18 protein-coding genes are annotated in these 25,504 nt (G+C 63.1%); 6 read left to right on the plus strand and 12 right to left on the minus strand.

Annotated features, from left to right (window positions below; all coding sequences use genetic code 11):
- Window positions 1-363: 363 nt before the first annotated feature.
- The 3 genes from BJQ90_RS01055 to BJQ90_RS01065 form a co-directional block, all read right to left on the minus strand.
- Window positions 364-1,776: a DUF2130 domain-containing protein gene (locus BJQ90_RS01055; protein ID WP_226758461.1), complete on the minus strand. Its 1,413-nt coding sequence runs from the start codon at window positions 1,774-1,776 to the stop codon at window positions 364-366.
- A 423-nt stretch (window positions 1,777-2,199) separates the two neighbouring features.
- Window positions 2,200-2,850 (minus strand): DUF4352 domain-containing protein, encoded by a 651-nt coding sequence (locus BJQ90_RS01060; protein ID WP_226758462.1) that lies wholly within the window; start codon window positions 2,848-2,850, stop codon window positions 2,200-2,202.
- A 45-nt stretch (window positions 2,851-2,895) separates the two neighbouring features.
- Window positions 2,896-3,552, minus strand: a complete 657-nt coding sequence (locus tag BJQ90_RS01065; RefSeq protein ID WP_226758463.1) for a hypothetical protein — start codon at window positions 3,550-3,552, stop codon at window positions 2,896-2,898.
- Window positions 3,553-3,789: 237 nt separating this feature from the next.
- On the opposite strand from BJQ90_RS01065, the gene BJQ90_RS01070 reads away from it, so the two are divergent.
- The 4 genes from BJQ90_RS01070 to BJQ90_RS01085 all read left to right on the plus strand — a co-directional run bounded on the left by BJQ90_RS01070 (window position 3,790) and on the right by BJQ90_RS01085 (window position 11,966).
- The gene (locus BJQ90_RS01070) at window positions 3,790-5,853 is read left to right on the plus strand and encodes a hypothetical protein (RefSeq protein ID WP_226758464.1); all 2,064 of its coding nucleotides are present in this window, start codon (window positions 3,790-3,792) and stop codon (window positions 5,851-5,853) included.
- Complete coding sequence (locus tag BJQ90_RS01075; RefSeq protein ID WP_226758465.1) at window positions 5,853-7,484, plus strand: type I restriction-modification system subunit M; 1,632 nt, start codon at window positions 5,853-5,855, stop codon at window positions 7,482-7,484. The genes BJQ90_RS01070 and BJQ90_RS01075 overlap by 1 nt, the downstream gene beginning before the upstream one ends.
- A 19-nt stretch (window positions 7,485-7,503) precedes the next feature.
- The gene (locus BJQ90_RS01080; RefSeq protein ID WP_226758466.1) at window positions 7,504-8,673 is read left to right on the plus strand and encodes a restriction endonuclease subunit S; all 1,170 of its coding nucleotides are present in this window, start codon (window positions 7,504-7,506) and stop codon (window positions 8,671-8,673) included.
- A gap of 65 nt (window positions 8,674-8,738) precedes the next feature.
- Window positions 8,739-11,966, plus strand: coding sequence for a type I restriction endonuclease subunit R (locus BJQ90_RS01085; protein ID WP_226758467.1), 3,228 nt, complete (start codon window positions 8,739-8,741; stop codon window positions 11,964-11,966).
- A 265-nt stretch (window positions 11,967-12,231) separates the two neighbouring features.
- On the opposite strand, the gene BJQ90_RS01090 is transcribed toward BJQ90_RS01085, so the two are convergent.
- From BJQ90_RS01090 to BJQ90_RS01100, 3 genes are all read right to left on the minus strand, one after another.
- On the minus strand, window positions 12,232-14,328 hold the full coding sequence (locus BJQ90_RS01090) for a DUF262 domain-containing protein (protein WP_226758468.1): 2,097 nt from the start codon (window positions 14,326-14,328) through the stop codon (window positions 12,232-12,234).
- Window positions 14,329-14,696: 368 nt separating this feature from the next.
- Window positions 14,697-15,380: a hypothetical protein gene (locus BJQ90_RS01095; protein ID WP_226758469.1), complete on the minus strand. Its 684-nt coding sequence runs from the start codon at window positions 15,378-15,380 to the stop codon at window positions 14,697-14,699.
- 159 nt (window positions 15,381-15,539) lie between these two features.
- Window positions 15,540-17,330 (minus strand): DUF4268 domain-containing protein, encoded by a 1,791-nt coding sequence (locus BJQ90_RS01100; RefSeq protein ID WP_226758470.1) that lies wholly within the window; start codon window positions 17,328-17,330, stop codon window positions 15,540-15,542.
- Between the two features lie 356 nt (window positions 17,331-17,686).
- On the opposite strand from BJQ90_RS01100, the gene BJQ90_RS22385 reads away from it, so the two are divergent.
- A complete protein-coding gene (locus BJQ90_RS22385; protein WP_264196820.1) occupies window positions 17,687-17,944 on the plus strand; it encodes a recombinase family protein in 258 nt (85 codons plus the stop codon).
- Window positions 17,865-18,164, plus strand: coding sequence for a hypothetical protein (locus BJQ90_RS01110; protein ID WP_226758471.1), 300 nt, complete (start codon window positions 17,865-17,867; stop codon window positions 18,162-18,164). Before BJQ90_RS22385 ends, BJQ90_RS01110 begins: the two co-directional genes overlap by 80 nt.
- 142 nt (window positions 18,165-18,306) lie before the next feature.
- On the opposite strand, the gene BJQ90_RS01115 is transcribed toward BJQ90_RS01110, so the two are convergent.
- The 6 genes from BJQ90_RS01115 to BJQ90_RS01145 form a co-directional block, all read right to left on the minus strand.
- The gene (locus tag BJQ90_RS01115; RefSeq protein WP_226758472.1) at window positions 18,307-18,819 is read right to left on the minus strand and encodes a single-stranded DNA-binding protein; all 513 of its coding nucleotides are present in this window, start codon (window positions 18,817-18,819) and stop codon (window positions 18,307-18,309) included.
- A 62-nt stretch (window positions 18,820-18,881) separates the two neighbouring features.
- Window positions 18,882-19,964, minus strand: coding sequence for an ArdC-like ssDNA-binding domain-containing protein (locus BJQ90_RS01120; RefSeq protein WP_226758473.1), 1,083 nt, complete (start codon window positions 19,962-19,964; stop codon window positions 18,882-18,884).
- A 169-nt stretch (window positions 19,965-20,133) separates the two neighbouring features.
- The gene (locus BJQ90_RS01125) at window positions 20,134-20,643 is read right to left on the minus strand and encodes a hypothetical protein (RefSeq protein ID WP_319004584.1); all 510 of its coding nucleotides are present in this window, start codon (window positions 20,641-20,643) and stop codon (window positions 20,134-20,136) included.
- The gene (locus tag BJQ90_RS01135; RefSeq protein ID WP_226758474.1) at window positions 20,627-22,441 is read right to left on the minus strand and encodes a type IV secretory system conjugative DNA transfer family protein; all 1,815 of its coding nucleotides are present in this window, start codon (window positions 22,439-22,441) and stop codon (window positions 20,627-20,629) included. Before BJQ90_RS01135 ends, BJQ90_RS01125 begins: the two co-directional genes overlap by 17 nt.
- 8 nt (window positions 22,442-22,449) lie before the next feature.
- The gene (locus BJQ90_RS01140; RefSeq protein ID WP_226758475.1) at window positions 22,450-23,664 is read right to left on the minus strand and encodes an ATP-binding protein; all 1,215 of its coding nucleotides are present in this window, start codon (window positions 23,662-23,664) and stop codon (window positions 22,450-22,452) included.
- A 242-nt stretch (window positions 23,665-23,906) separates the two neighbouring features.
- Window positions 23,907-25,412 (minus strand): SCO6880 family protein, encoded by a 1,506-nt coding sequence (locus tag BJQ90_RS01145; RefSeq protein ID WP_226758476.1) that lies wholly within the window; start codon window positions 25,410-25,412, stop codon window positions 23,907-23,909.
- Window positions 25,413-25,504: the final 92 nt, after the last annotated feature.

The following is a 25,504-nucleotide window of genomic DNA, read 5'->3' on the forward strand; positions in this document are numbered from 1 at the left end:
CCAAAGCCCTTGCCAGATAAACCATGAATCAAGTCTGACAAAAAACCATACCCAAAGGAATCACCGACACGCTACACTAGAGGGCTCCTAGGCGCCGCCCGGCATACAGCGTTCAGGTGTAAATTTCGGGTACGATCCAGGCACCCGACGGCCGTCACACACCCCGCCACCGCATTGAATTTGGGCGGGTATCTTCAGCCGTGGAGTCCAGGGATCGAGGGCACACAAAGACAGCGAAGGCCGGCACCTTTTCGAGTGCCAGCCTTCACTGTTTCAGGACCTGTTGATCAGTCTTTCGCGGCTACGGCGACTTCCGGGATCTGTGCTGAAGCAAGGCATTCAGCGGCTCCTGCGAAAGGCGCGTCAGTTGGCTTCCCACTCGGCCGTCTTAGCCTCCAGCTCCACGAACCTGGCGGCCATTGTCGCGTTGCCTCGTGTGAGCTTCCTAATCGTGAGGTCTTCGGCCTTGGCGTTCGCAAGCCGCAGGTTGTTGGCCGACTTGTGCAGGGCCTCTTTCGTCTTCTCCAAGTCTTTGATCGCTTCGTCGATGCGCTTGATTGCCTCCACGAAACCGTCGGAGGCGAGCCGCCAGTTGCGGCCGAACGCGTCCTTGAAATCATCAATCTGCTGCTCGAAGTTCGTGATATCGAGGTTCTGCGCCTTAACCAGCGCGAGCTCGGTCTTGTACTTGAGCGAGTTCATCGCGGCGTTCCGCAGCAGCGCGATCAACTGGATGAAGAACTGCGGCCGGATGACGTACATTTTCGGATAGCGGTGAGAGACGTCAACGATCCCAGTGTTGTAGAGCTCGCTGTCGGGCTCGAGCAGAGAGACCAGCACGGCGTACTCGCACCCCTTCTCGGTGCGGTCTTTGTCCAGCTCCTTCAGGAAGTCTTCGTTCTTGTGCTTTGTCGCGGTGCCGTCGTTCTCGTTCTTCATCTCGAACATGACCGAGACAATCTCAGTACCAGCACTGTCGGAGTCACGGAATATGTAGTCGCCCTTGCTACCGGCCCGGGCATCGTTGTCCTTCTCGAAATAGGAGAGCGGGAAGGCTGTGGCACGTATGCGGTTGAACTCGATCTCGCAGTGCTGTTCAAGAGTTTCACCGACCATCTTGGTCGACAGCTTCGCCTTCAGGTCCCGCAGTCGCTCAATCTGTTCTTCACGGTCCTTGATCTGGGTTTCGTACTTGTCCTTCAGGGACGCCTCCCCGAGCTGCTTCGCAAGCTCGGCTCGTTCGAGCCCACCCTTGAATTCGTCCCGCTCCTTTTCAACAGTGCTGACGGCCTCGGTGATCGCAAGCTTCTGTACGATCTCCATGGCCTCGAGCTTCGCCGTGAGGTCTTGGATCGCAGTGTCCTTCGTCGAGGCGATCTTCTGAAGTTCGTTGACGAGCTTCGCTTCAGCCAGCTCCACCGATGACTGATTCTCCTGCTTCGTCTGTTCGAGCTCGTTCACGAGCGCGTCGCGCTCCTTTTCGACAGCACTGAGCGCCTCTGCCACAGCGAGCTTCTGTGTGACCTCACGGGCATCGAGCTTCGCCTTCAGCTCCTGGATCGCGGCATCCTTGGCCGCCGCAGTCTTCTGAAGTTCGCTGGCGGCCTTCGTCTCCACAAGTTCGAGGGCCGTGGCCTTGTCTTGCTCGGCCAGCTCGAGCCGATCGTGGAGCTGCTGTTCGAACTCAGCATCGCGAACCTGCTTGACGATGTCGGCGTAGCCAGCCTCATCGATAGTGAATGTCCGTCCGCAGTGCGGGCACTTGATTTCATGCATAGCTGGAACCCCAATCAGGCTATGTCGGCCCCGAAAGGCCGCACTTGTGTGCCCCTCTGGTCTCAGAGGGGAAAAGAATTGTCGAGATACTCCGGCCTCCGGCCTGGCGGCATGCGAACCGACCGCCGGAGCGAACATCAGCGTGCCGGGCTTGTTACGGCGCGGCGCCGAGTTGCCCGTAAGTCATTGACCCCCAAACTATCCCCCCGGGCGGCACCGTTGCGCCTTGCATTCGCGCGGCCGGAGTCCTCCCGAGAGATGTCTAACACTTGATGTACATGTCTGTCGAGAAATTTGAGAATCGTTCCGCCCCCGAGGTGATGGGCAATCCTTTACCCGACACAAGCCGACGGTGACGTCCGCCGGGGCTGCTGAAGGCTGAGTTGTTAGCTTGTCAAACAACCCCTAGCAGTCCCATCTGGCTTACTCCGGGATCTGGATCCGTGCGGATTCCTGCATGAGCGTATTGGAGATCATCACCGTTGATGCGCCGGGAGCGATGTCGAAGGCGATGAAGCCCCGTGCTTTGTCACCGGGCAGGACGTCTCCGGAGGGGAGCTGGTCGTCCGCAAAGAGATCAAGATCGGCTTTGCGCCCGTTAGTGTCCTTGGCGGAGAAGTAGAACGGATTGGAGCTGGTTTTGCCGGACTCGGTTTCCCAGAGCACGTCCAGGAGCAGATAGCTTCCGTTCTTCGCCGGGGTGGCGAACGCTGTGGTGCTGACGCTGGGCGTCCGGACGGCGGAAAGGATCGTGATTTTGGCGATGTTGCCGTTGCTCATCTTGACGCTGAACGGAACACCGACGACGGGTGCGGCAGCCGATGGTGCGCTGGCCGGCGCGGGAGCTGCCGGAGCCGGGGCTGCGGATGAGGCCGCTGACGACGCGGCGGCGGATGACGGCGCAGCGGGGCTCACGTCACTGGCCTGCTTGGTGCCGCCGGAACAGGAGCCCAGGGCGATGCCCAGCACCAGGACACCGGCCGGGATGAGGAAGCGCTTCTTCTTAAAGAACGGCCGGGGCTGAGGCGCTGCAATCGCAGCGGTCAAGGGCTGTTCCGAAACTTCGTGGGACATGTGATGCCTTTCTAAGGTGAATGAATGATGTGAAGTGTGGGACTGTTACTGCTTTTCCCACTTGCCGCACCGGCTGGACTTGAAGTCCTGCCCGCCGGAGAGCGCAACTGAGGGCCGGCCACCGCCGGGGAGATCGTTGTCGATAATGTTGCTGCCGTTGCTACCGGTCGCGTAGATACCCCAGTAGCAGGAGGAACCGACGTCGGCCGACGCCCGGTAGGTGCCCGCCTCGATGTCCTTGCCCACTGTCCAGGTGCCGTCGCCGATGGTGTTGGCTGCCTTGGTCTTCTCGGCGCCGGTCACCGCCTCTTCGCGCTTCTTGACGGCCGCATCAGCAGTCTTCACGGCTGCATCGGCCTTGCCGACCTCCGTTTCGCGCGCCGTGACCTTCGCCTCGCGGGCGGCCATGCCGTTCTGCAGAGTGTCGTACTCGGACTTCATCGACTCGTAGCTGGACTTGACCGAGTCGCGGTCCGACTCCACGGACGCCTTCTCCCCCACCAGCGCCACGTAGGCGTCGCTGGTCTTCGGGTCCGGCAGCGTCGTTCCGATACCGACAGCGCCAGCCAACAGCGCCAGAACCGCAACCGCCGGGAGGACTCGCTTCTTCCTGACAGGCTTTGCCGCGACCGTCGACGGCTGCGCTTGCTGAACTTCATCGAGCTGCGGCTCGCCGGCCCGGTTGGTATCAGTGTTCGGCATGATCTCTTCCTCTGTTCATGGGTGGCTGCTGAGCGGCGGCGGGATACCGATCCCCCAATGCGTGGTTCCCCGCCGCCGTCGCAGCACCGGAAGATTCCTCCGTAGCTGCAGGATCGAAGCTACGGCTCCTCCGAATGCAACATGCCAAAAAACGCTGATAACCCCCGTTATCAGCACTTCGCCGGAATAGTTACCCCACACCGCTAGGCTGAGGGTCGACGTAGTAAGGAGGCGCAAGTGAACGAAGCAGTAACCCTGCGCATGACCCTTTCGGACGTTGCCGCTCTTGCGCAGGTCCAGCGCCCGGTCGTTTCCATGTGGCGCAAACGCAGCACCGGGTCAGCTCACCCGTTTCCCGAGCCCGCGGCGCTGGAAGGCGGCCGTGAACTCTTCGACGCCGACCAGGTTGCCGGCTGGCTTGAGGCAACCGGACGTGGCAATAACCCGGATGCCGTGAACGACGCCGCCGCCTTCGCCCGGATGCCCGCAACGCCGGCCGGCGGCGTCGAGGGAAACACTCTGGCCACTCTCACCGCCCTACTGACACTCAAGGCCATGACAGGAATGGAGATTGGGCCGCTGAGCCCGGATGACCTGCTGGATCTTGCAGACGAGTGTGATCCTGACGATCTATTCCTGTACTCGGAGCTGGAGGCCCAGGGCGCCTCGCTCGCTTCCACAGCAGCGTTCGCTGACCGGCTGGTGGACAGTGCCTACAACGCGCCGGCTGCCTTTGAACAGCTGCTTGCCGCACGGTTCCGGGCGGGGCTTCGGGAGCACTCGGATACCGCCCTTACCGACTCCGCAGTAGGACTGATTTCCGCTGCCGCCGTCGAACTGGCCGCGACGCTCGGCGGGAACCCCGTGTTTGCCGACTCCACTCGCGGCGGCAGCGATCTCCTGATGGGCGTCGTGCACGCTTCCGGAGAGGGTGCTCCAGTCACTTTTCTGACGTCGGACCACGACGGCGGAGCCGGTCGCCTCGTGCGTCGCCGCCTGCGCGTCCATGGCGTGGACTCCGCACAGATCCGAGTCGAGGCCAGCGGCGAGTTCGACGTGCTCGGAGCCGTGGTGCACGTGGCGCAGTACCCATCACCCGGTGAACCCGGCATGGACGCACCAAAAGTCCTAGCGGCGGTGGAACAACTTGTTCTGCAGATGGACGACCATCAGCGGGCGGTCATCATCGCCCCTGCCCGCGTTCTCTGCGACGCTCCGCTGTCCGCCGGGGCTGCCGGCTTGCGGTCCGGGCTGCTGCGCAACGGCCGGGTTCGCGCCGTAGTGCGGCTGCCCCAAGGACTGCTGCGCTCCAAGCCACGCGAGGCACAGGCGCTGTGGGTGTTGGGACCGTCCTTCGCTGAGGTGCCCATTGCCGACCGCTGGACCATGGTGGCCGATCTCACCGCCCATGACCTCACAGAGGACGTCGGGCAGGACCTGGTTAGCGACATCGTCGCTTCCATGGGAAACCGCGCCACGGTGCGCGCCCACTCCTTCCGCTTCGCCCGGCTGGTGCAGACCCGCCTCCTCCTGGCCAGCAGAAAGTCCCTGGTGGCAGCCCAGTCTCGCGGTTCGGCGCCGAGTTTCAGCGGCGCGGAGAATGCCCTTCGGGTAGAGGAACTCGTGCGCCTGCTGCAGACCAGCGAATACGGACAAGCCTGTGCCGTGAAGGTACTTCCGGCAGATCCGGACACCAAGTCTCCGCCCACCTCCGTCCAGGATCTCATCGACGCCGGCACCCTCAGATACATCAAGGGGAACCGGTTCGACGATGCGGACCTGACGCCACGCGGCGGGACACGGGTCCTGGGGCCCGCTGAGCTGCTCGACCCGCATGCCGCGCAGCCCCGCTATGTCAGCCTTTTGGACTTCGCAGCAAACTATCCCGCGGCCCGTCTCACCGAGCCCGGCGACGTCGTCTTTTGCACCAGCCCCCGGCCCGCAGCGCTCGTGGACACCCAGGGCGGATCCGCCGTCGTATTTCCGGCCCGGGTGCTGCGGATCGACGCCGGTGACCCTGGCGGCCTGGCAGCGGATGTCGTCGCCGCGGACATCAACATGCTCCCCGCAGCGGACAAGTCCTGGCGCCAGTGGCGCCTACGCCGCGTGCCCGACACCCAACGACACCAGCTCGCCGCATCGCTTGCCCGACTGCAACACGGGCAGCATCTGGCCCGCGAACGCCTCAAACGGCTGGAAGAACTCGCTACCCTGATTACGGACGGCGTAGCGGGCGGAAGCCTCACCCTGACAGACCCCAGCACTAAGCTCGCCGAACCACAGACCGAAGGAACCCCGTAATGCCCCCGAAATTGAAGGTGGACCTCGCCCCGTCCACCATGAAGGAACTCAAGGACACCCTCTGGAAAGCCGCCGACAAACTGCGCGGCTCCATGGATGCCTCCCAGTACAAGGACGTGATCCTCGGCCTGGTGTTCCTGAAGTACGTCTCGGACGCGTTCGAGGAGCGCCGCGGGCAGATCCAGGCCGAGCTGGAGGCCGACGGACTCAACGAGGAACAGATCGCCCAGCTGATCGACGACGCGGACGAGTACGCCGGCCGCGGCGTGTTCTGGGTCTCGGAACGGGCCCGCTGGACCTACCTGGCCGAGAACGCCAAGGGTCTGCCCGCGATGGACGGCGCCGAGCCCAAATCGATAGGCCAGCTCATCGATGAAGCCATGGAGCTCATCATGGCCGACAACAAATCCCTGGCCGCCACGCTCCCCCGCATCTACAACCGCGACAACGTGGACCAGCGCCGCCTCGGCGAGCTGCTGGACCTGTTCAACTCGGCCCGCTTCACCGGCCAAGGTGCCAGCAAGGCCCGCGACCTGCTCGGCGAGGTCTATGAGTACTTCCTGGAGAAGTTCGCCAAGGCCGAGGGCAAGCGCGGCGGCGAATTCTACACCCCCGCCGGCGTGGTCCGCGTCCTCGTGGAGGTCCTCGAACCGCACAGCGGCCGCGTCTACGATCCCTGCTGCGGCTCGGGCGGCATGTTCGTCCAGGCCGAAAAATTCTTGGCAGCCCACAACATGGAGGGCTCGGACATCTCCGTCTACGGCCAGGAGCTCAACGAGCGCACCTGGCGGATGGCCAAGATGAACCTCGCCATCCACGGCCTCAACGCCAACCTCGCCTCCCGCTGGGGCGACACCTTCGCCCGCGACCAGCACCCGGAGCTGACAGGGACCAACGGCGCCGACTTCATCATGGCCAACCCGCCCTTCAACATCAAGGACTGGGCCCGCTCTGAGTCCGACCCCCGCTGGAAGTACGGCGTGCCCCCGGCCGGCAACGCCAACTACGCCTGGATCCAGCACATGATCTCCAAGCTGGCACCCGGCGGCAGCGCCGGCGTGGTCATGGCCAACGGCTCCATGTCCTCCAACTCCGGCGGCGAGGGTGAAATCCGCGCCCAGCTCGTCGAGGCGGACCTGGTCTCCTGCATGGTGGCCTTGCCCACCCAGCTGTTCCGCAGCACCGGCATACCGGTCTGCACCTGGTTCTTCGCCAAGGACAAAACCGCCGGCAAGAACGGCTCCGTGGACCGCACCGGGCAGGTCCTATTCATTGACGCCCGAAACCTCGGCTACATGGTGGACCGAGCCGAACGCGCCCTGTCCGACGAGGACATCGCCAAAATCGCCAACACTTACCACTCCTGGCGCGGCACGGCATCGGCAGTTGCGGCTGGCCTGACATACGACGACGAAGCCGGCTTCTGTTATTCCGCCAGCCTCGCTGAAGTCAAGGCCGCCGACTACGCGCTGACGCCCGGGCGGTACGTCGGATCCGCGGATGTGGAGGACGACGGAGAACCGATCGAGGAGAAGATCGCGCGGCTGTCGAAGGAGCTGTTTGAGCAGTTCGAGGAGTCCGAGCGGTTGGCACATGTTGTGCGCGAGCAGCTGGGGCGGGTCGATGTCTGACTGGCCGAGTCTTCCGCTCGTGGACCTTGTCCAAGACGGCCAGATTTCTTACGGCGTTGTCCAGCCGGGCAATGACTCTGAAGCTGGAGTTCCCATAGTTCGGGTCAAAGACGTCCGCAACGGAACCATTGACGTGTCCTCACCGATGCGCGTTGACAAGGAAATCGCTGCGAAGCACAGCCGAACCACACTTCGGGGCGGCGAGTTGTTGCTCTCGCTGGTCGGCACTGTTGGTGAATCGGCAGTCGCTCCTGACAATCTGGCCGGCTGGAACGTTGCTCGTGCAATAGCAGTGATTCGTCCCACGAAAGTCAGCCCCCGATGGCTGCAACTGTGCTTCGAATCCATGCCAGTAAGGTCACAGATCCTTGGCGTTCTTAATACAACCGTGCAGTCCACACTAAATCTGGCGGATCTCAAACGACTGCAGATGCCTGTGCCGCCAGCCGAAATTCGATCGGGAATTGAAGAAGTGCTGGGGGCTCTCGACGACAAGATCGCCGCCAACACGAAACTCGCGCAAACTTCGGCGACCCTGACGCAGGCAGGATTCACAGATGCACTGCGAGAAGCTGACGATGGTGCCGTACTTTCCGAGATCACCGGACTCCTGAGTCGAGGCGTTACACCAAAATACTCAGACGGCGAGGACACCGTTGTTGTCCTGAACCAAAAGTGCATCCGCGATCAGCGCGTCAATCTCGATCCCGCCCGACGAACACTCATTTCGAAGGTCCGTGAAGACAAGTTGCTGATGATGGACGACGTACTAGTGAACTCGACAGGTCAGGGAACACTCGGCCGGGTGGCACGTTGGACTCACGGCGACAGCGTCACCGTGGATTCCCACATCACGATCGTCCGGTTCGACCAGGCCAAAGTTGATCCAGTTTGCGCGGGGATGGCCCTGCTGAGCTTGCAGGAAACCATCGTAGAAATGGGCGAAGGAAGTACCGGGCAGACCGAACTCTCCAGAACCGAACTAGGCAAGCTTCGTGTGAGACTCCCTGATAGGGGCCGCCAAGCTGAGCTCGGTCGGCGATTCACAGCAATGGCGGAGATGGAACGGGGGCACCTGAGGGAAAACCAGGTCCTCGCCGCCACACGTGACGCGCTCCTTCCTCAGCTTATGTCCGGCAAACTTAGGGTCAGGGATGCGGAGATGGTGCTGGAGGACGCGGGAGTGTGAGGTCGGACGACCCGGCCTGACCAGTGCCTCCGACCTCGAAACAGGATTTGCACAAACGTTTCAGAATGACATCCGGTCCATCAGGGGGAACCACCGTGACAGCAACACCCGCAGTAGCCTTTTCCGAAGCCGACTGGGAAGGCGTGGCCCTCGAACTCCTGGCCGAGCCGCTCGGCTGGCGGCCCGCTTCCGGGCAGGACATCGCGCCCGGCCGGGGCGAGCGGGATACCTGGGACGAGCTGCTGATCCGGCCCCGGCTGCTCGCCGCACTTCAGCGGTTCAACCCGACGGTCCCGGCCCAGTACCTGCAGCAGGCCCTCGCCGAAATCGCCGCGTCCAAGTCCCAGGACGCCATCACCGAGAACCACCGCGTCCACAACTACCTCGTGGACGGCTACCGGCTCAGCTACATCGACGCGGACGGCAACGAGGCCAACCCCACCATCCACCTGCTCAGCTCGGACCCGGACCAGAACGACTGGCTCGCCGTCAACCAGGTCACCCTGGTCCAGGGCGACTACAAACGCCGCTTCGACGTCGTGCTCTACTGCAACGGCATGCCGGTCAGCGTCATCGAACTCAAGAAGGCCGGCAGCGCCACCGCCGACGTCGCCTCCGCGCACGCCCAGCTGCAGACCTACCTGCGGGAATTCCCCATGGCGTTCCGCTTTTGCGTCTTCATGCTCGCCTCGGACGGGATCCAGGCCAAGTACGGCACGCCCTTCACTCCCCTCAACCACTTCTCACCGTGGAACGTCGACGACGACGGCGTGCCCGTCGCCCCCGGTTACATGGAAGACGGCGAGGCCGTGACGGCTTTGGAGACGGCGCTCCAGGGTCTCTTCAACCAGGAGCGGTTCCTCCAACTGGTCCGCAACTTCACCGCCTTTGACGAAGGATCGGATGGACTGTCCAAGCGGATCGCGAAGCCGCACCAGTATTTTGCCGTCACCAAGGCCGTGGGCAGCACCGTCCAGGCGGTGGAAAGCGACGGCAAGGCCGGCGTCGTCTGGCACACACAGGGTTCGGGCAAGTCCATGGAAATGGAGCTGTACACCAACTTGGTGGCACGGCACCCCAAGCTGAAGAACCCCACCGTCGTGGTCATCACTGACCGCAACGAACTCGACGGCCAGCTGTTCGAAGGCTTCAGCCGGAGCCTCCTGCTCGCCGAAAACCCCAAGCAGATCAAGAAACGCTCCGAACTCCGGGATGAATTTAGCAACCGCACCACCGGCGGCATCTACTTCACCACCCTGCAGAAGTTCGGCCGCAGCAAATCAGAGAAGGACGCCGGCGCCGACCACCCGCTGCTGTCCGACCGGCGCAACATCATTGTGGTGGTGGACGAGGCTCACCGCTCGCACTATGACGACCTGGACGGATATGCCAGGCACCTCCGCGATGCACTTCCGCACGCGACGCTGATCGCCTTCACCGGGACACCGATTTCCTTCGATGACCGCAACACCCAGGACGTGTTCGGCGAATACATCGACATCTACGATCTCTCCCGGGCGGTGGAGGACGGCGCCACGGTGCCGGTGTACTTCGAACCGCGGCTGATCAAGGTTGCGCTGGCCTCGGACGTGACGGAGGAGATCCTCGATCAGGCGGCCGACGAGGCCACACTGGGCCTGGACGAAACGGAACGAGCGCGCATCGAGGCGAGTGTCGCCGTCGTGAACGCCGTGTATGGTGCGCCGCAGCGGATCGCGGCGCTGGCCGCGGACTTGGTGGCGCACTGGGAGAACCGCAGCGCACGGATGGGCATGTTCATCGAGGCGCCGGGCAAGGCGATGATCGTGGGCGGAACGCGGGAAATCTGCGCGAAGCTGTACACGGCGATCGTGGCGTTGCGGCCGGACTGGCACTCCGACGACCTCGCCAAAGGCAAGATCAAGGTGGTATACTCCGGGACCGCGTCCGACGTGCCGCCGGTCTCCGACCACGTGCGCCGCGATTCATTGAACGCGACCGTGAAGGAGCGGCTCAAAGACGTCGACGACGAGCTGGAACTGGTGATCGTCAAGGACATGATGCTCACCGGCTACGACTCCCCTCCCCTGCACACTCTGTACCTGGACCGGCCGCTCAAGGGCGCGCTGCTGATGCAGACCCTGGCGCGCGTGAACCGCACGTTCCGCGGGAAGCAGGACGGACTGCTGGTGGCCTATGCACCGCTGGCGGAGAATCTGGCCAAGGCTCTGGGCGAGTACACCCAGTCCGACCGGGCGAACAAGCCCGTTGGTAAGAACATTGATGAGGCCGTGGTGGTTGCACGCGGTCTGGTGGAGTCCCTGCGCGGGCTGCTCGCCGGCTACGACTGGAGGGACGTGCTGATGAAGGGCGGCCCGAAGGCGTTTGTGTCCGCGGCGACGGGCGCGGCCAACTACCTGCGCAGCCCGGAGACGCCGGGGAACCAGCCTGTCGGTGCTGACGAGGAGACCCTGGCCGCGAAGTACCGGCGGTTCTCCAGCCAGCTGTCCCGGGCGTGGGCGCTCTGCTCCGGATCCGAGACCCTGGCCGAGCTGCGACCCGAGATCCAGGTCTACGAGGAGACCCGTGTGTACATGGCCAAGTTCGACGCCGCCGACCGCCAGGCCAGCTGCGAGCCGGTGCCGGAAGAGATCCAGCGACTACTGGGCAACTTGATCGCGTCGGCGACGTCGTCCGGCGAGGTGCTGGACATCTACGAGGCCGCCGGCATGCCGAAGCCGTCGCTGGACGATCTGACGCCGGAGTTCATCGCCAAGACGCAGCAGGCGCGGAACCCACAGCTGGCCATCGAGGCGCTGCGGAAGCTCATCGCCGACGAGTCGGCCAAGACGACCCGGAACAACGTGATCCGCCAGCGGGCGTTTTCCGAGCGGATCAGCGAGCTGATGAAGAAATACACGAACCAGCAGCTCACGTCCGCGGAAGTGATAGCGGAGCTGGTGGAGCTGGCCCGCGAAGTGGCGGCCGAGGGGCAGCGCGGTGCTCATTTCACTCCCCCACTAGACTCCGATGAGCTGGCGTTTTACGACGCGGTGGCCCAGAACGAGGCCGCGGTGGAGGTCCAGGGAGAAGGGAAGCTGGCCGAGATCGCTCGGCAGCTCGTTGGCGTCATGCAACGTGATGTGCGCACCGACTGGACGGTTCGGGACGACGTCCGGGCGAAACTTCGCTCATCCATCAAACGGCTTCTGGTGATCAACGGTTATCCACCGGACAAGCAGCCCGAGGCAATCAAGCTGGTCATGGAACAAATGGAATCGATGGCGCCGCGGTTTGCGGCGGCCCGGCTTTAGCTCGAAGTCGCGTACTAAGTATTGAACAACGACTGACCAGGTGGCCTCGTCGCTCTCGGCCCGTTCCAGACCCCGGATCCGGCCGTTGGGTCGATGGGGATCTTCACCTCACGCGAGGATGCAGAGCGCTTCATCGCCGGCGATCCGTTCACCACCGAGGGACTCGCCTACCCGCGAATTCTTGAGTGGAATGGCGTGCATTTCGAATAGGGTTCCCCGACCGCACGTCCCTACAATCTTGATCGTCATCGTCCGGGAGCAGTCGCTAGGTAACCGTCTGCAGCCTGAGTTCGGAGAGGCTTACAGGTCCCTCTTCCAGATGAGCCTGCCAGTAGTCCCACCCCGAGTCGACGTCCGCACCATCTTCTCTAGCGGCACGGTCCGGACTCTCGCAGAGATGCTGCCCCACCTTGATATACCCGTCCTCGGTGATCTCCGCGAGTGTGTCGTTGTCGCCATTCACGGGACTGAGGAGCGTTCCGGGCGGGAGGACTCCTCCAGTAATCATTTCCTCTAGCGTCAGCAGGGGCCGGTCCTCCACTGTCATGACCGGTCGAGAAAGATCGGGGACATAGTTGGGGTCGGTCAGTCTGCGGAATCCCTCGTGAATGACTTTGGACATCAGATGGCGGCGTTGATCAAGGAAGTCCTCATATTCCATTCCGGTCCAGCCGTCAGGAAGGGCATGCCATTCCTCCTGGCGCGTGCGTCGAAGGTGTTGAATGTTCTTGTCCGCGACCTCCTGCGGCCAGTAGTCCTCCGGCGCCTTGTTGGAAATGGTGATGTTGTCCGACCACTCCACGAGCGCGAAGTTCGCCACCTGGTTGATCTTCTTGGTGTCCGATAACCGCAGCTGGGTCTTGAGGTAGTCCTGCGGGAACAGGTGATGCTTCTCGATGCCTTTCGCCGTTCGGCGGGTTGGGCTTATCCAATCCTTGACGGTCGACGTGGACAGGAGAACTTCCGCGTCCAAGATGTTGAGGGCGGCGATGTAGCCAACGTATGCCGGCGCCCCGGCGGAGGAAGTCTCGAGATTGTCGGGAAGCGTTATCGACCACCAGTCCGCCGGGACGGCGGTGTCAATCTGACCATTTAGCACTCCAACAAAAGCGGCGGCCGTGCTGGCAATCCCTTTCAGCCGGTTCAGATCTTCCTGCGCACGGGTCTCGGGGCTGGTGGTGTACCGGCCGGTGATCTGGGACATGAAGAACCAACGGGCCATCAACTCACGGAGTTCGTCCACCGGAACTTTGTGGTCGATCCGGCCGATCAACCACAACGCGTATGAATATAGGACAGTGTTCTTCGACGTGATCATGTCTCGCGACCTGAATCCGGCCCTTTCCAGGGTCTTGAGAAATTCATCCCAATGTACGGGTTTCAGGGCGTGGCTTTGGCCGACCTTGAGCTTGGCCAATTCCACTTCGCGACTCGCTGGCTCAATCATCCGTGTCCGTGGGTCTCGGCCTCGGAGAACGTTGTAGGCATCAGCCAGCTTTGCGCGTCTCAGCCCAACCGCGATGGAGACCTTCAGTATCTGGCCCGGGTCGAGGTTTAGATAGGGGTTATGTGGGGTCCATGTGGTGGTTTTCCCTGTTATTTGGGAGATGCCTGCCGGGGTAAACCGTGAGTTCCGCGCGAAGTCTTCGAGTTGGGCGCGGCCTTCTTCCCAGAAAACACTCATCCAGGTGAGGATGAAGTCCGATGAAGACAGGGTCACTCCTTCGGAGTTGATCCGCACGAAGATGTCCGCCACGGTCTCCCGGTCCACGTCTTTATGAATCTGCACAACCTGAAAACCGTAGGTCAGGAGTTGATGTAGACGATTGATGGCGATCTCAATTTTTGTTTCCGTTGCCCGGTCCGCCCTTTGACCGGTGCTCTTCTCCAGCCGTTCCAAGTAGTCTGCTCGGGCGTCAATGGGATTCGCGAAGATCGGCACGATGTCGGCGATCCATTCGGCAGATCTCTTCACAATTGGAGTGGGGACTTCGAAGCTTTCGGTGAGCGGGTTGAAAGCGAGGCTGATCCGTTCGCGGCTATAGTCCTCGCGCCAGACTTCAAGCCCTTTCACTACCGCGTAGAGACTGGTCAGCCGTTGCTGCCCGTCAACCACCTGCATGCTCGCATCCTGCGACTTTGTGCCGGCACCGATGGTCTTGGTGTGCTCAGGGTCCATGTTCGCCCAGAACATCAGTTCCCCGACCGGGTAACCCCTATACATCGAGTCCATGAGGTCACGGACCTTGGCGTTCGGCCAGACAAATGGACGCTGGATGTCCGGAAGACGCACGGTTCCGGAGGACACTCCACCGACGAGATCCTGCACTGTCCAGGGGTGGTGTCCGAACATCAACGTCATGCTGTCTCCTCGGTAGAAACACCGCACTGAATACCAGTGACGGCTTACTTGCTGCTGGAACGAGCGTAACCCCCGCTTCTTCGTCCACTCTGGCGCGCGGCCGAACTCTGCGGCGAGTCGTTTCTGGCTTGAAGCGGAAGCGCCACCCCTCCGACACAACGATCATTCAGCAACAAAACCCTAGGCGAATCGGGGGCGACTCGCCTAAGGGTTCTTGACTGCTCCGCAGCGGGGAATGTGGAGAGCCTGCCTTGAAGGAACCCGAACTCTGGCAGTTGAAGATCATGTCCAAAGTCGTCTCCATGGAGAAGAATGAGGGCTTCATCGCGAAGAACGATCCATGTTCCGTGGAGGGATGCTCCGGCGAATCAGTGCCGTGCCGACGCGGCATCGACCCAGAACAAATGCAAGTCATTGGCGTGCACAGAGCGCTGAGCGAGGACTAGGTTCGAAACGAGCCTGCCTAAGATGCGCCAGGGGAACGGCCCCGAGAGCAGAGATTTCGGCGGCCAAAAGAGGGCGGTCAGCATCCGCCAGCGCTTCAAGGACAAGCCGTCGATACCTATTGGAGTTGTTCCCGTGAACCCGACCGCTCGCTGCCGAGTAGTGAGGCACGGGCCCCATCGAACGCTGGGGAGGCCCAGCGCGGCTGCGAGGACGGGCTCATACTTCTTGAAGGCCTTCGCGGTCTTCTTGCCGACCACGATGACAAGCGGATCGGCGGCTCCCAGGGCTTGGAACTGCTCCACCAGCACCACGACGTCGCGGTGAATGGTCTTATCGCTCAGATCGAGCGTGTTCGACTTAGAGTTGACCTCTGCGAGCAGGTCCGTCATATAGGCGCCCCAGTGCGGGGTGCCGCGGAACGCCTCAGCAAGGAAGTGGTGGTTGTGCCTCGGCGAAGTGTGAAAGTTCTGCCACGGACTGCGCTCGACAGCGGACTCTCCGGGGTTCAGCCCAAGAATAATCGAGCGGGCGTGGAGTACCCCGTCAAGATCTCCGACAGGGAAGGAGATGTCGCTCGTCCGGCCGAACGACGCGGACGGGGCCATACCGCCCACGACCCGGTCATCTCATAGGGGGCCATGGTCTCGAGCAGCGATGTCACGGGCAAATTGTTGCATCTTGTGTCTGCTGAAAGGCTTGAGGAGTCGTACCTCCGCGGCGCGTCCTTCGGTCGAACGGCCTTCGATGCACCGCGTGGCCAAAGATCATTTTTCACTCCGAGCTGTCGTTGGCGTGGTGGCGTGATCCGCCTTCGCTCTGGATATTTCAAGCTGATAAGCCAGGTGCTCGAAGTTTAGGCGATGTTCTGCCGAGGCCGTGAGCTTCCCGATAGGCTCCCCCAGCTTCAGGACGGTGCGGTCGGGCTGCACTGTCAGGGCGCGGCCGTCAAAGAGTGCGTGGCAGTTCGGACACAGGCACAGGATGTTCTCCAGGGTGTCGGGTCCGTTATGCGGGACACCCAGGGGGCGGATGTGGGCACCCTCGGAGTATGGTCCTGCGGCCGTCAGCAGGCGGGTCCCGCAGATCTGGCAGGTGTTGTCATAGAGCCGTTTGACGGAAGCTGCCACGTCAAAGTTCCGAACGATCCGGTTGACGCTTGAGCTTCGGCGTTGCGTCGGAAGATCTTCCCCGCGGACCAGGGCATCTGCAACGTCGCCCGGGACAAGGCTGTCACCGGCCACGGCCCGCAGCTGGTAGATCAGGACCCTATACTCGTCCCGTTCACCCCAGCTCCAGCCCGCAACGGTGAAAAGTCCCAGATAGAGGTGGGCAGTGTCGGATCTTTTGCCGGTGAGCACGGACTCCTTGACGAGAATACGGACGGGCCGGCCGAGCTTGTAGTTCTCGACGAGCCCGAGGTTCCCCTTCTCAAGTTTCTGATCGGCGATGTGCCGGCCCGTGTTGGCGTCCCGGCCGCCGAAACCGGTGTAGGTGATCAGATCGCCTTGGACCTTAACGTCGGAGTAACCATCGGACAGGCAGATGGACTGGGTTCCGTCCGCCTGTCCGGCGATGTCTGCCTGGGTGGTCCGGTGGACGCCGGCATCGTAGGCTTCCCTGCGGTCTTTGAAGACCGTTCCGGCCGGACACTCCGGAACCTCCCCGTAATAGATGGCCGAGCCGGCTGACGGGGCCGGCACTTCGACGAGTTCGTAGCCGAACCGGCGCAACGCCCGTCTGGTCTCGGCACCCCCGGAAAAGTCACGCACGGCCAGCGGTCCCCGGTCCGGATATTGGTACCCGTATGCGACCGACAGCAGGGGCTTCGAATCGATGTGCAGGCCGTCAACGTCCGCGAAATACCTGGAAGACGGATGTTGCCCGTGCCGTTTAAGGAATGCGTCACGCCCCAGCGCCCGGAACTCCTCGACAGCTTTGGCAACAGCCGATGACTGGGTAATTTCAGTTAGGTCCTGTCTAACCGGAGCAATGGCGTTGGCCAGTTCCTGCCCGTGGACCTGCGGCATCAGTATTTCGAGTGAACCTTCAGCAGTACCCAGGTACTTCGACAAGACGCCCGCGAATGCGTCCCCCGTAGCCACAAGCCACTCGACGAGTTCCTGTGACTGAGTCTCGTCCTGGAAGTCGCCCGAACGGCTGATGGTGAGCTTGGATGCCTTACGGTCGGGCCTCTCGTCCCACTCGAGGTCGAAACCGAGGTCGGCTTCGATGGCGCCACGTTGGGCCCGCAACTTCGCGTAGAGGTCCTTATCGTCGCCGATCCAGAACTGCGTGGCAATGCGTTTTGTCTGCGAGTTGACCTGCAGCAGGATCTGCCCACGGGGGTCCCCTATACGGACTTCGTACCAATTTTGCGGGTAGGGCTTGCGCCACGTATCGATGTTGGTCGCGTTCGCAAGGCCGTGGCCCCTTACCCGCTCGAAGAATGCAAACTGGGCATCCCTCACCGATATCCCGATCACGGCCCGGGCTTGGGGCGTGATCCTCGTGCCCTCCAGAACACCAGCGAGCGTCCCGTTCTCCGCTCGAACCACAAATGCCTCCCGGGGGTTTTGATAATGGAACGAGACTACATGGAGAGGCCACCCGGCTCATTTCACGAATGTGACTCTCATTGATACCGGGGTGTTTGGCGCCCGGAGTGGCCTCCGGCGTGATGCGCTGCAGCAGCGCGTCGTGTGCCTGTTGCAGGGTGCCGGCACACGCTTCTGCTGCCGCCAATCTAGTAAGGGCCTCCGCTGTCTACGGAATAGCTCGCCCGTTAACCGGTCCTCCACCGGTCGCACACACCGCTGAACTGCATCATTGCGAAATGGGGACCATCAGCGTCCCGTAAGACCCGTCCGGTCAATTGACCGGAAAGGGGGCGGCGCTATATGAGGCGAATTCCATGTCTAAAACACTCGTCGGCTACGCGCGCGTGTCCACCCAGGCCCAAGACCTCACGGCGCAGCGTGCTGCCCTGGCTGCCCTTGGTGTTGAGTCTGAACGAATTTATGTTGACCGCGGCTTCACTGGCACAACGCCGAAAGCACTCGCGTACCTCGGAGCAGTGATACGACATGGACATGGCCAAAACAAAAAAGAAGCCCTTGGATGTGTTCGAGGACTACGCGCGCTCGCTCGTTTCGATGTTCACCGGTCTTGAGGTAGAAGAGTTCGACTCTGGTGGTGGCAAAGTACAGCGTCCAGATTTCAAACTGTCGGACAACGGTCAGCTGGTTGGCTATTTGGAAGTTAGCTCTGATGTTAACCGAGAGGAACTGCAGTTCTATGCCGCGCTGCACAAGCTCGGCGGGAAGAAAGAGGAACAAGAGCGTTCCGTGGCGGTTGACGGTCTTGAGTACGACTCGATTGTGCACGTCTGACCCGGGGCGAGGGTTAGGGGACTACGACGGTCACGCTGCGAGAGTGAACTTTCTCAAGCGAAGTTGCCAAGGCACTCCGGCACTCGCTGCATGGGAAAGTGGGTTGGTTTGCTCACCAACCCGCTTAGGCAACTCACGCCCTTCAGTAGCTCATCTCATTCCCCGCTGCGGCCCCGAAAGGGGGCGCCACCACCGGGCTCTTGGAGGTGACGTTGTAGGCTGGCGCACCTGCCTCTGCCGTCACCGGCGCATCAAGTCGTGCCTGGACCTCAGCGTCTGGCCCCGCGGCTGCTGCGTGAGATGACCGCTGATACACAGCGGTGCCGAATCGGAGATCCGGCCCGATGGTGTCGGCGACGATGCGGCGGGCTTCGCGGCGTTCGCCGTCTTTTTCGTACGAGCGGAATTCCAGCTCCCCCGCGACGGTGACCGGGTCACCCTTCTTCAGCGACGTCGCCGCGTTTTCTGCCAACGCGCGGAAGGCGGAAACATTGTGGAAGACGGGTTCTCCGTCGTGCCATGTGCCGTCTGCCCCCTGGATTCGCTGGTTGACGGCGACACGAAGCTTGGCGTGGGCCACGCCGCTTTCGCCGATGCTCAGTTCGGGATCGGCGACGAGATTGCCCGCGATGCTAACCGGGATCTTGGTGCTCATTGATCTTGTCCTTTCAGTTGCCGGCGGGACTCTCCCGCCGGACAGATTTGGTACTGCCGTCGTTACGGCCCGGCCATTACTGGCCCGTCCACAGACCGCACGGGCCGTTCCACGCGCATGTAGGACGCGCCGGGGTTCACGCGAGGATCCGCGTCAACTGCGGAGATTTTGCCGCCGAATCCCGGCGGATGGGTGATTTCGAGAATTCCCTTGCTGGCAGCCGTGACGCGGCCCAATACTGACTTGGCGATGTCCGCACGGGCCCTTGGTAGCTTGCTGCCGGCGTCGTGGGCCTTCGCATCGTTCTCTGCCTCAATGACGGCGTCGGCCCATCCGGCCAGGTAGGTGGCGGATTGCGGGCCGCGGTCGATGCCGTGGGCCTTGAGCACGGTGTAGGCGACGGATTCAGCTTCGACTTCAGCCAGCCCCCGGTGGTCCGCGCTGCTGCCGTAGAGCCGGCCGATCTCGTCGTCCGGTCCATGGAGCAGCACGTGCCCAAGCTCGTGGGCGAGGACCGCTGTGCGCTCTTCCGGGCCCAGCCAGGCGCCGATCTGGACCCGGTGTCCGGCGAAGTCCGTAAAGCCGCTTGTCAGCCCGTACTGGGCGTCCGTGACATCGACGTCGAACCTGTGCCTGCCGGCGACGGCCGCAAGGGACCACCACAGCTCAGCTGCATCCACGCCAGCGGCGGCACCGCCGCGGGGCACCAGCAGCGGTGTCCCCTGCGTCTGCGAGACGTCAAAGACTGCCTGCCCGCGCCAACCGGTGATGACGGTATTCTTTCCGTCGTCGACTGCGCCGTGCGGCAACTGATCCCCCGCCGGGATGCGCTGCCGGGTACCGTCAGAAAGTCTCACCTGCTGGACTCGGGCCGTGCGGGGCGCGATCACCCAGAGTGCATGCTCACCCCGCAACACGGTGCGGCCGTGGCGGGCCCACTCTTTGTAGCCGGCCACCAGCGTGGGTTCTTCGGTGCCGCGCTGGGCCATCTGCATCATGAGCAGGGCAACGTTGCCGCCCGAGTAACGCCACAACGTTGCCGAGGCGTCCAGCAGCACCTGCCAGTGCGACGGAGATTCAACGGCCCTTTCCAGGATCTTGTGGAGACCATCCGTCAAGGCAGCGATGCGCTCTTCCGGTGTCATGCGCGCATTACCGGTATCGCAAGCGTTGAACGCGGCATCTGCCGCCACATCACTGGACACGTCTTCAGGTTCAGAGGCCACGACAGCCTCCCTTCATGCTTCTAGGGTTCCCGCCGGGACCACCCTGCGGATACTCATTCATGTCCTGGGAGACGCAAACAGCATGACTTCAGAATTCGTCACCGACCTGGTGGGAAGCCGCCTGCCACTCAACGAAGCCCGGCGCGTCCAACCGCAGGATCCTCAACGCAGGCTCCTTGTGCGCTTGCAGGCCCACACAACCGGCCGTCCGGGTATGGGTCCGCAGACGCTCGACAGCATGTGGCAGCCGCTCGTGAAAGGCGAGCGGCCCGAAACCGGGATCCTCGCTGGCATAGGAGGCCAGTTCCGCCCGCTGCAGCGCGTAGAGCTCGGCAACGATCTCGGTGTGTCGCCACCAGCAATCCGGAACCACCGACGTCGTCAACTGGTACGTGGCGACCAGCCATCGGACCCACACCGCCAGGTCACCCCATACGGTGCTGGCCTGCGTCGCCGTCAGTTCCCGCCAACGGTACGTCACGCCGGTCACCCTCCCGGGCGGTCGGAATGCGGATCGGAAGAGCTCGGCCGTCAGGTCGTCGTCCTCTCCTCCTGCCGAGGGGATCTCAAAGCGTTCGGTGTCATCCTGGCTCGTCACCGCTCACCTCCCCGGTTGTTTGCTGCCGCAGCCGGTGCCCGTCCGCCAGTTCTTGTTCAAGCTCCAGCTTCGAGCGGCCAAGTTCTGCCGCGTCCTTGCGCTTGTGCCATTCGCGCAGGTCCAACAGGATGGGACGGGCTCGCCGCCCCAGCATGAGGGCCGTGCCGGTCGGCAGACGCCGGATCTCATGCAACGCCAGGACTGGGCTCTCCCTGATCTGTTCGCCGTCCTGGCGGCCCTGTGCGGACCAGGAGCGGGTGTTGAGGGTCAGACTCCTCTCCCCCAGCAGCCCGGCGAGCGAACGAAGGTCCCGCTCGTCAGAGCCGCCGCCGAAGATCACCTTGATGATGGCCGAGTCCCAAATGGTTGCAGCTTCGTCGATGGACCATCCCGTCCGCGCCTGGGATAGGGACTGCAAAACCACAAGAGTGGATATGCCGATGCCGCCGCCATCCGAGAGGGCGATCGGCAAGCCCGGCCACGGTGCCAGGTTCGCAATCTCATCCAGGATCAGGGACAGCGGGGGTTCCAGCCTGCCTCCAGGGGCGATGAAGGCCATCTCGCGGGCAGCATTGTCGATGTCGTCGATCAAGGCCGAAAGGTACGGGCCTGCTGCGGCGGCTCCGGCGCGGGTCCCGATCAGATACAGGGTGCCGCAGTCACGGATGAATGTTCTTGGATCGAACTCCTCGGATTCGTCCAGCGGGTCCAATGCAGCCAGTACTTTCGGCGATGACAGCGGCGCAACCGCGGCTGAGACGCCGATCCAGGAGTTGGACGTATTCCTGGGGTCATCCTCAAGAATGCCCATGAGATCGGCCTGCCAACCCAGCGCTGCCTCGGGCCGGCTGAGTTCCTCCAACGCCTCACGCGCCAGGACAGGGCTTGAGGACCAGCGGCGAAAGGCGCGGACGCCTTCCCCGGACAGTGCCGAAGCGTGCAGGAGGCATTGCAGGATGATCAGCGAGCGCTTTTGCCAGGCCGCGTTTTCGCCTTTCATCTCGGTGTCGGCGGTGATGACGAGCGCGCGGCGGGTGGCGATGTCCGGGTCCTCGCAGCCGCGGACGGGAGACCAGCGAAGCGTTGAAGGCAGCCCGGACATACCCTGTGGATCGAACACTGTTACCGGTCTGCTCCCCGTGGCGCGGGCCTTCATGGTCACCACCAGGTTGTCGGCGCGGGTGGACGTGGTGACCACGGCACCCGGCGCGTCGAGGATCGCATTGATGACCACGTAGAGGCCCTTGCCGGATCGCGGCGCGCCCTGGATGACCATGGATTCCTCGGTGGAGACGTGGATCGTGACGCCGCGGGATCGGCCCAGCGTCCAGGCCACGTCCTCGATCCGTGGTTTGGCCAAGCCTGGCCGTGTGAATTTTCCTCGCCTTCGAACGGCTCGGGCTCCGAAGTCGTGAAGGATCTCGGCACGCCGGGCAATACCCTCACGGTTCAGGATGTCCTGGCGCAGCCACGCACCTGATTGCTTCCACCTCCGCCACGCCAGGACGGACCCAACGGCGAGCGCCCCCACCAGGAGTAGCACCGGGCCGACCACCCACCAGACGGCGCTGGCGCCGACGTCGCATCCCTCTGGCTGACCAATAATCCAATTAATCCGGCCAACGAAGAGCCCGACGGCGGCGGCCGGGTTGAATTGCGGTGGTGGACTGCCGCCGCAGCGCCAGAGCATCTGGAGATGGGCTGCGCTCTGGACGAGGACGCACAGGCAAACGTAGCCGGCTGTTGCGATAAGCCCAGCCGTGACGAGTGGAGTGCTGTCTCCTGCCCGCCGGTTCATGGTGGCTTTCAGACCATCCGGTCGTCGGTGCCGAACACTGCCAGTTCATCGGTTGTAACCCTGTTGGCGACGATGAAGGAACGGTTTCCAACTTTCCAGAGGCCTACGCCTTTGGGAAGGTTCTCCACATGCTCGCATTCGGCCTCTGACAGCCCCAGGGCTTCCTTGGTCAGGCGCATGGCATCGTGCTTCTGCCGGTAGATGATCCTGGTGTCGGCTTCGGTGAGCAGGCCGAGTGCTTTCTGGCGGTGGCCGCTGGTGCTGTCTCCGATTTCGTTGAGGTCAGCCACTTTGTGCATGATCAGCAGATTCGCGATGCCGTAGGTACGGGCCAGCCGCCATTGTTCGCTCATTTTTGCGAGCATGTAGGGGTCCGCCAGCATGCGCCATCCTTCGTCGTAGACCACCAGCCGTTTGCCGCCGTCGGGGTTTGTCACGGCCGCTTCCAGCCAGGTGGCGCCGCACGCCGCGGCGAGGGACAGTGCCTGCTCCGAGGCGCCGATCAGCGCTGACGTGTCCATCACCATCATGGGCGCATCGGCATCGAAGGAGACGGTGGAGGGTGCATCAAACATGCCTTCCAAGTCGCCGGATACTGTGCGCCGCAGGGAGTGGCTGACGGCCTGTCCTCCGTCCTTACCGACCAGCCCGATGGTTTCCTGCGACGGGTTCAGCAGGTGGTCCAGGACCATCGGCAGCGTGGGATTCGAGTTCTGGGCCACGGTTTCCATGAGCGCCATGTCCAGGGCTGTGTGTTCCACCGGATGCAGCGGCATCCCCTGCCGCATGAGCGACACCAGCGCCACCAGCAGGTAGCGGCGCCGTTGACGGACCACGGCCTGCCACTGCGCCTCGCTCAGGGCGCTGGACCGCGGGCCGGCGTCGAGCGGATTGACCCGGGCCGCGCGGCCGGGGCCTACTGAAATGACTTTCCCACCGACGGCGTTCGCGACGGCTACCCACTCCCCCTTGGGGTCGGAGGCGACGGCGGCCTGCCGGCCCAGCGTGATGGACCTGGCCACCAGGGATTTCCCGCACATGGATTTCCCTGTCCCGACGGTGCCGATTACGACGATCGACGGGCCGCTGATGACGCCCTTGTCATAGAGAATCCATGGATCGTAGGAGAAGGCACCGGAGCCGAAGACGTCTGTGCCGATGTAGGTTCCTTCGTGGCCCAGCCCTGATTCGGTGATGAACGGGTAGGCAGCGGCGAAGGTCATGGTGGACGCCCGGTGCGGTGCCGGGCGCAGTCGGTGCGGGCCGCGCAGGGAATTCGCTTCACGGCTCCCCCAGTCGCCGCCGTGATCTCTTCTGTCGAGCCCGGCGCCGACTGTCTCCCCTAAACTGCGGAGCGCGGACTCCCACGGTTGGCTGTGATCGTGCTCGTCCTGTCGGCGTCGTACCTTTCGCTCCTGGCGGTTCCCGCCCGCTGGCACGTAGTGCACCGTTTGGGTTGGCCTCTTCACCGCAGTCCCCGTCCAAACGGGAGCGCACCGGCGACAAAGGCAGCCCATTGCTGACCGGCCAGCAACCGCAGTTCGACGAAGGCTCCCGCCGCCGCCGACTCGAGTTCCTGCCTGTGTCGAGCTAAGTCTTGGAGGGTGCCCGCCGTGATGGTCACGTACGCGGCCGGCCGCACGTCTCCGTGGCCGGCGACGATCTCTTCCTCCCGCTGGGTCACTTCTTCTTCCTCTGCCCGTTGCTCCCTGGTGAGCGGTCTGTCGAAGCGGGTGTTGATCCGACGACGCGTTTCGTGGGCTTCCTGGGCGGAGCGAATGTCCCGCAGCGCCTCAGTCGTGGGTACGGCGCGGATCACCTCTGTCACCGTATGGCGGAAATCGCCGACATAGATCAAGGGGTGGAGGAAGCCCGGAAAGACCTTCTGCCGCGGCCATTCGGCGATCCAGAACGTTTGATGAAAACCGGAGTCAGTGCGCACGTAGGTCCAGTGCTCCTCGACCGCCATCGGCCCGGCAGCGACGCAGGGCGCCTTGGGCTCTGTATCGTTCTGCGGCCCAGGCGCCGTCGTGCTGACTGCGTGCTGCCGTGCCGGGGTTACCGGGGCGGCCGGATCGAAGGCGCCGCGGACGACGTCGAGGAGGCCTGTCTCCGGGAGCCATTCCTCCACCCTGACATTGTGAGTGCCCAACGCGGTGGTCATGGCCTCAACCTCCAGCCGCAGCACCTGTTCGACGCCGACGAGTCCCCCGCCGGACTCCTTGATCCGGCGTCGCGCTTTGCCGGTGTCCACCACAAGTGCGAGCAAGAGGTCGTGGCTCATCGCCGATCCGGCCGCAGCGATCAGGTCCTCGTAAGCGCGCTGACCCCAGGTGAGGTCTTTAGACATGCTCGCCCGCTCCGGGGCCGTGCGTTCATAGAAATCGCGCAAAGCCGACGAGGGATACGGGACGGTGTAATCCTGGACGGCGATTCTGGCGACGCTGCTGCGCTGGGCCATGCCTGCCTGCACCCGTGACCAGGCCTGAACCGCCCAGGCCTTGTCGTCAGAGTCCAGGAGCGCGAATGACCTGGTGCTGCAGCGCAGCACAGCGATCGCTTCTCTGCCTCGGGCGTCCACGATGAACGACTCACCGGTTGAGGTCCGACGCAATTCCAGGTTTCCCAGTCCGCCCGGCAGCGCCAGGTGCCCCGCCAAGGCCGGGCGCTCAGGCCTGACCAGGAAGCGGGTCTGTTTGGCGGCCACCCGGTAGAAGAACAGGGCTGCATGCCCGGCCCAGACCGGGTAGGGAATCCTCGAATACTGGAGCAATCCGAGCAAGATGAGCGACAGCCACATTGGTCCCGATGCGAAGAGGCCGACTGGTCCGCGAATTGCCGATGCCGTGCTGGCTACAAGGACCCCGGCCGCCAGCAGCAGCAACTGATACCACTTCAAGCCCATAAATACGCCGCGACGCTCGTACCGGGGGAATTTGACGGCCTCGAGGGCTCGCGAATTTTCAGACATGGGAATCACCGTCATTCATGTGCTGGACGACTGCTTGCTGTCGGATGGGCGGGCGGCCCGGTGTTGCCATCGGAGGCGGCGGCGGGGAGGCC

It is taken from the genome of Arthrobacter sp. SO3 (assembly GCF_020532825.1).
In the GTDB taxonomy this organism is placed as follows: Bacteria; Actinomycetota; Actinomycetes; order Actinomycetales; family Micrococcaceae; genus Arthrobacter.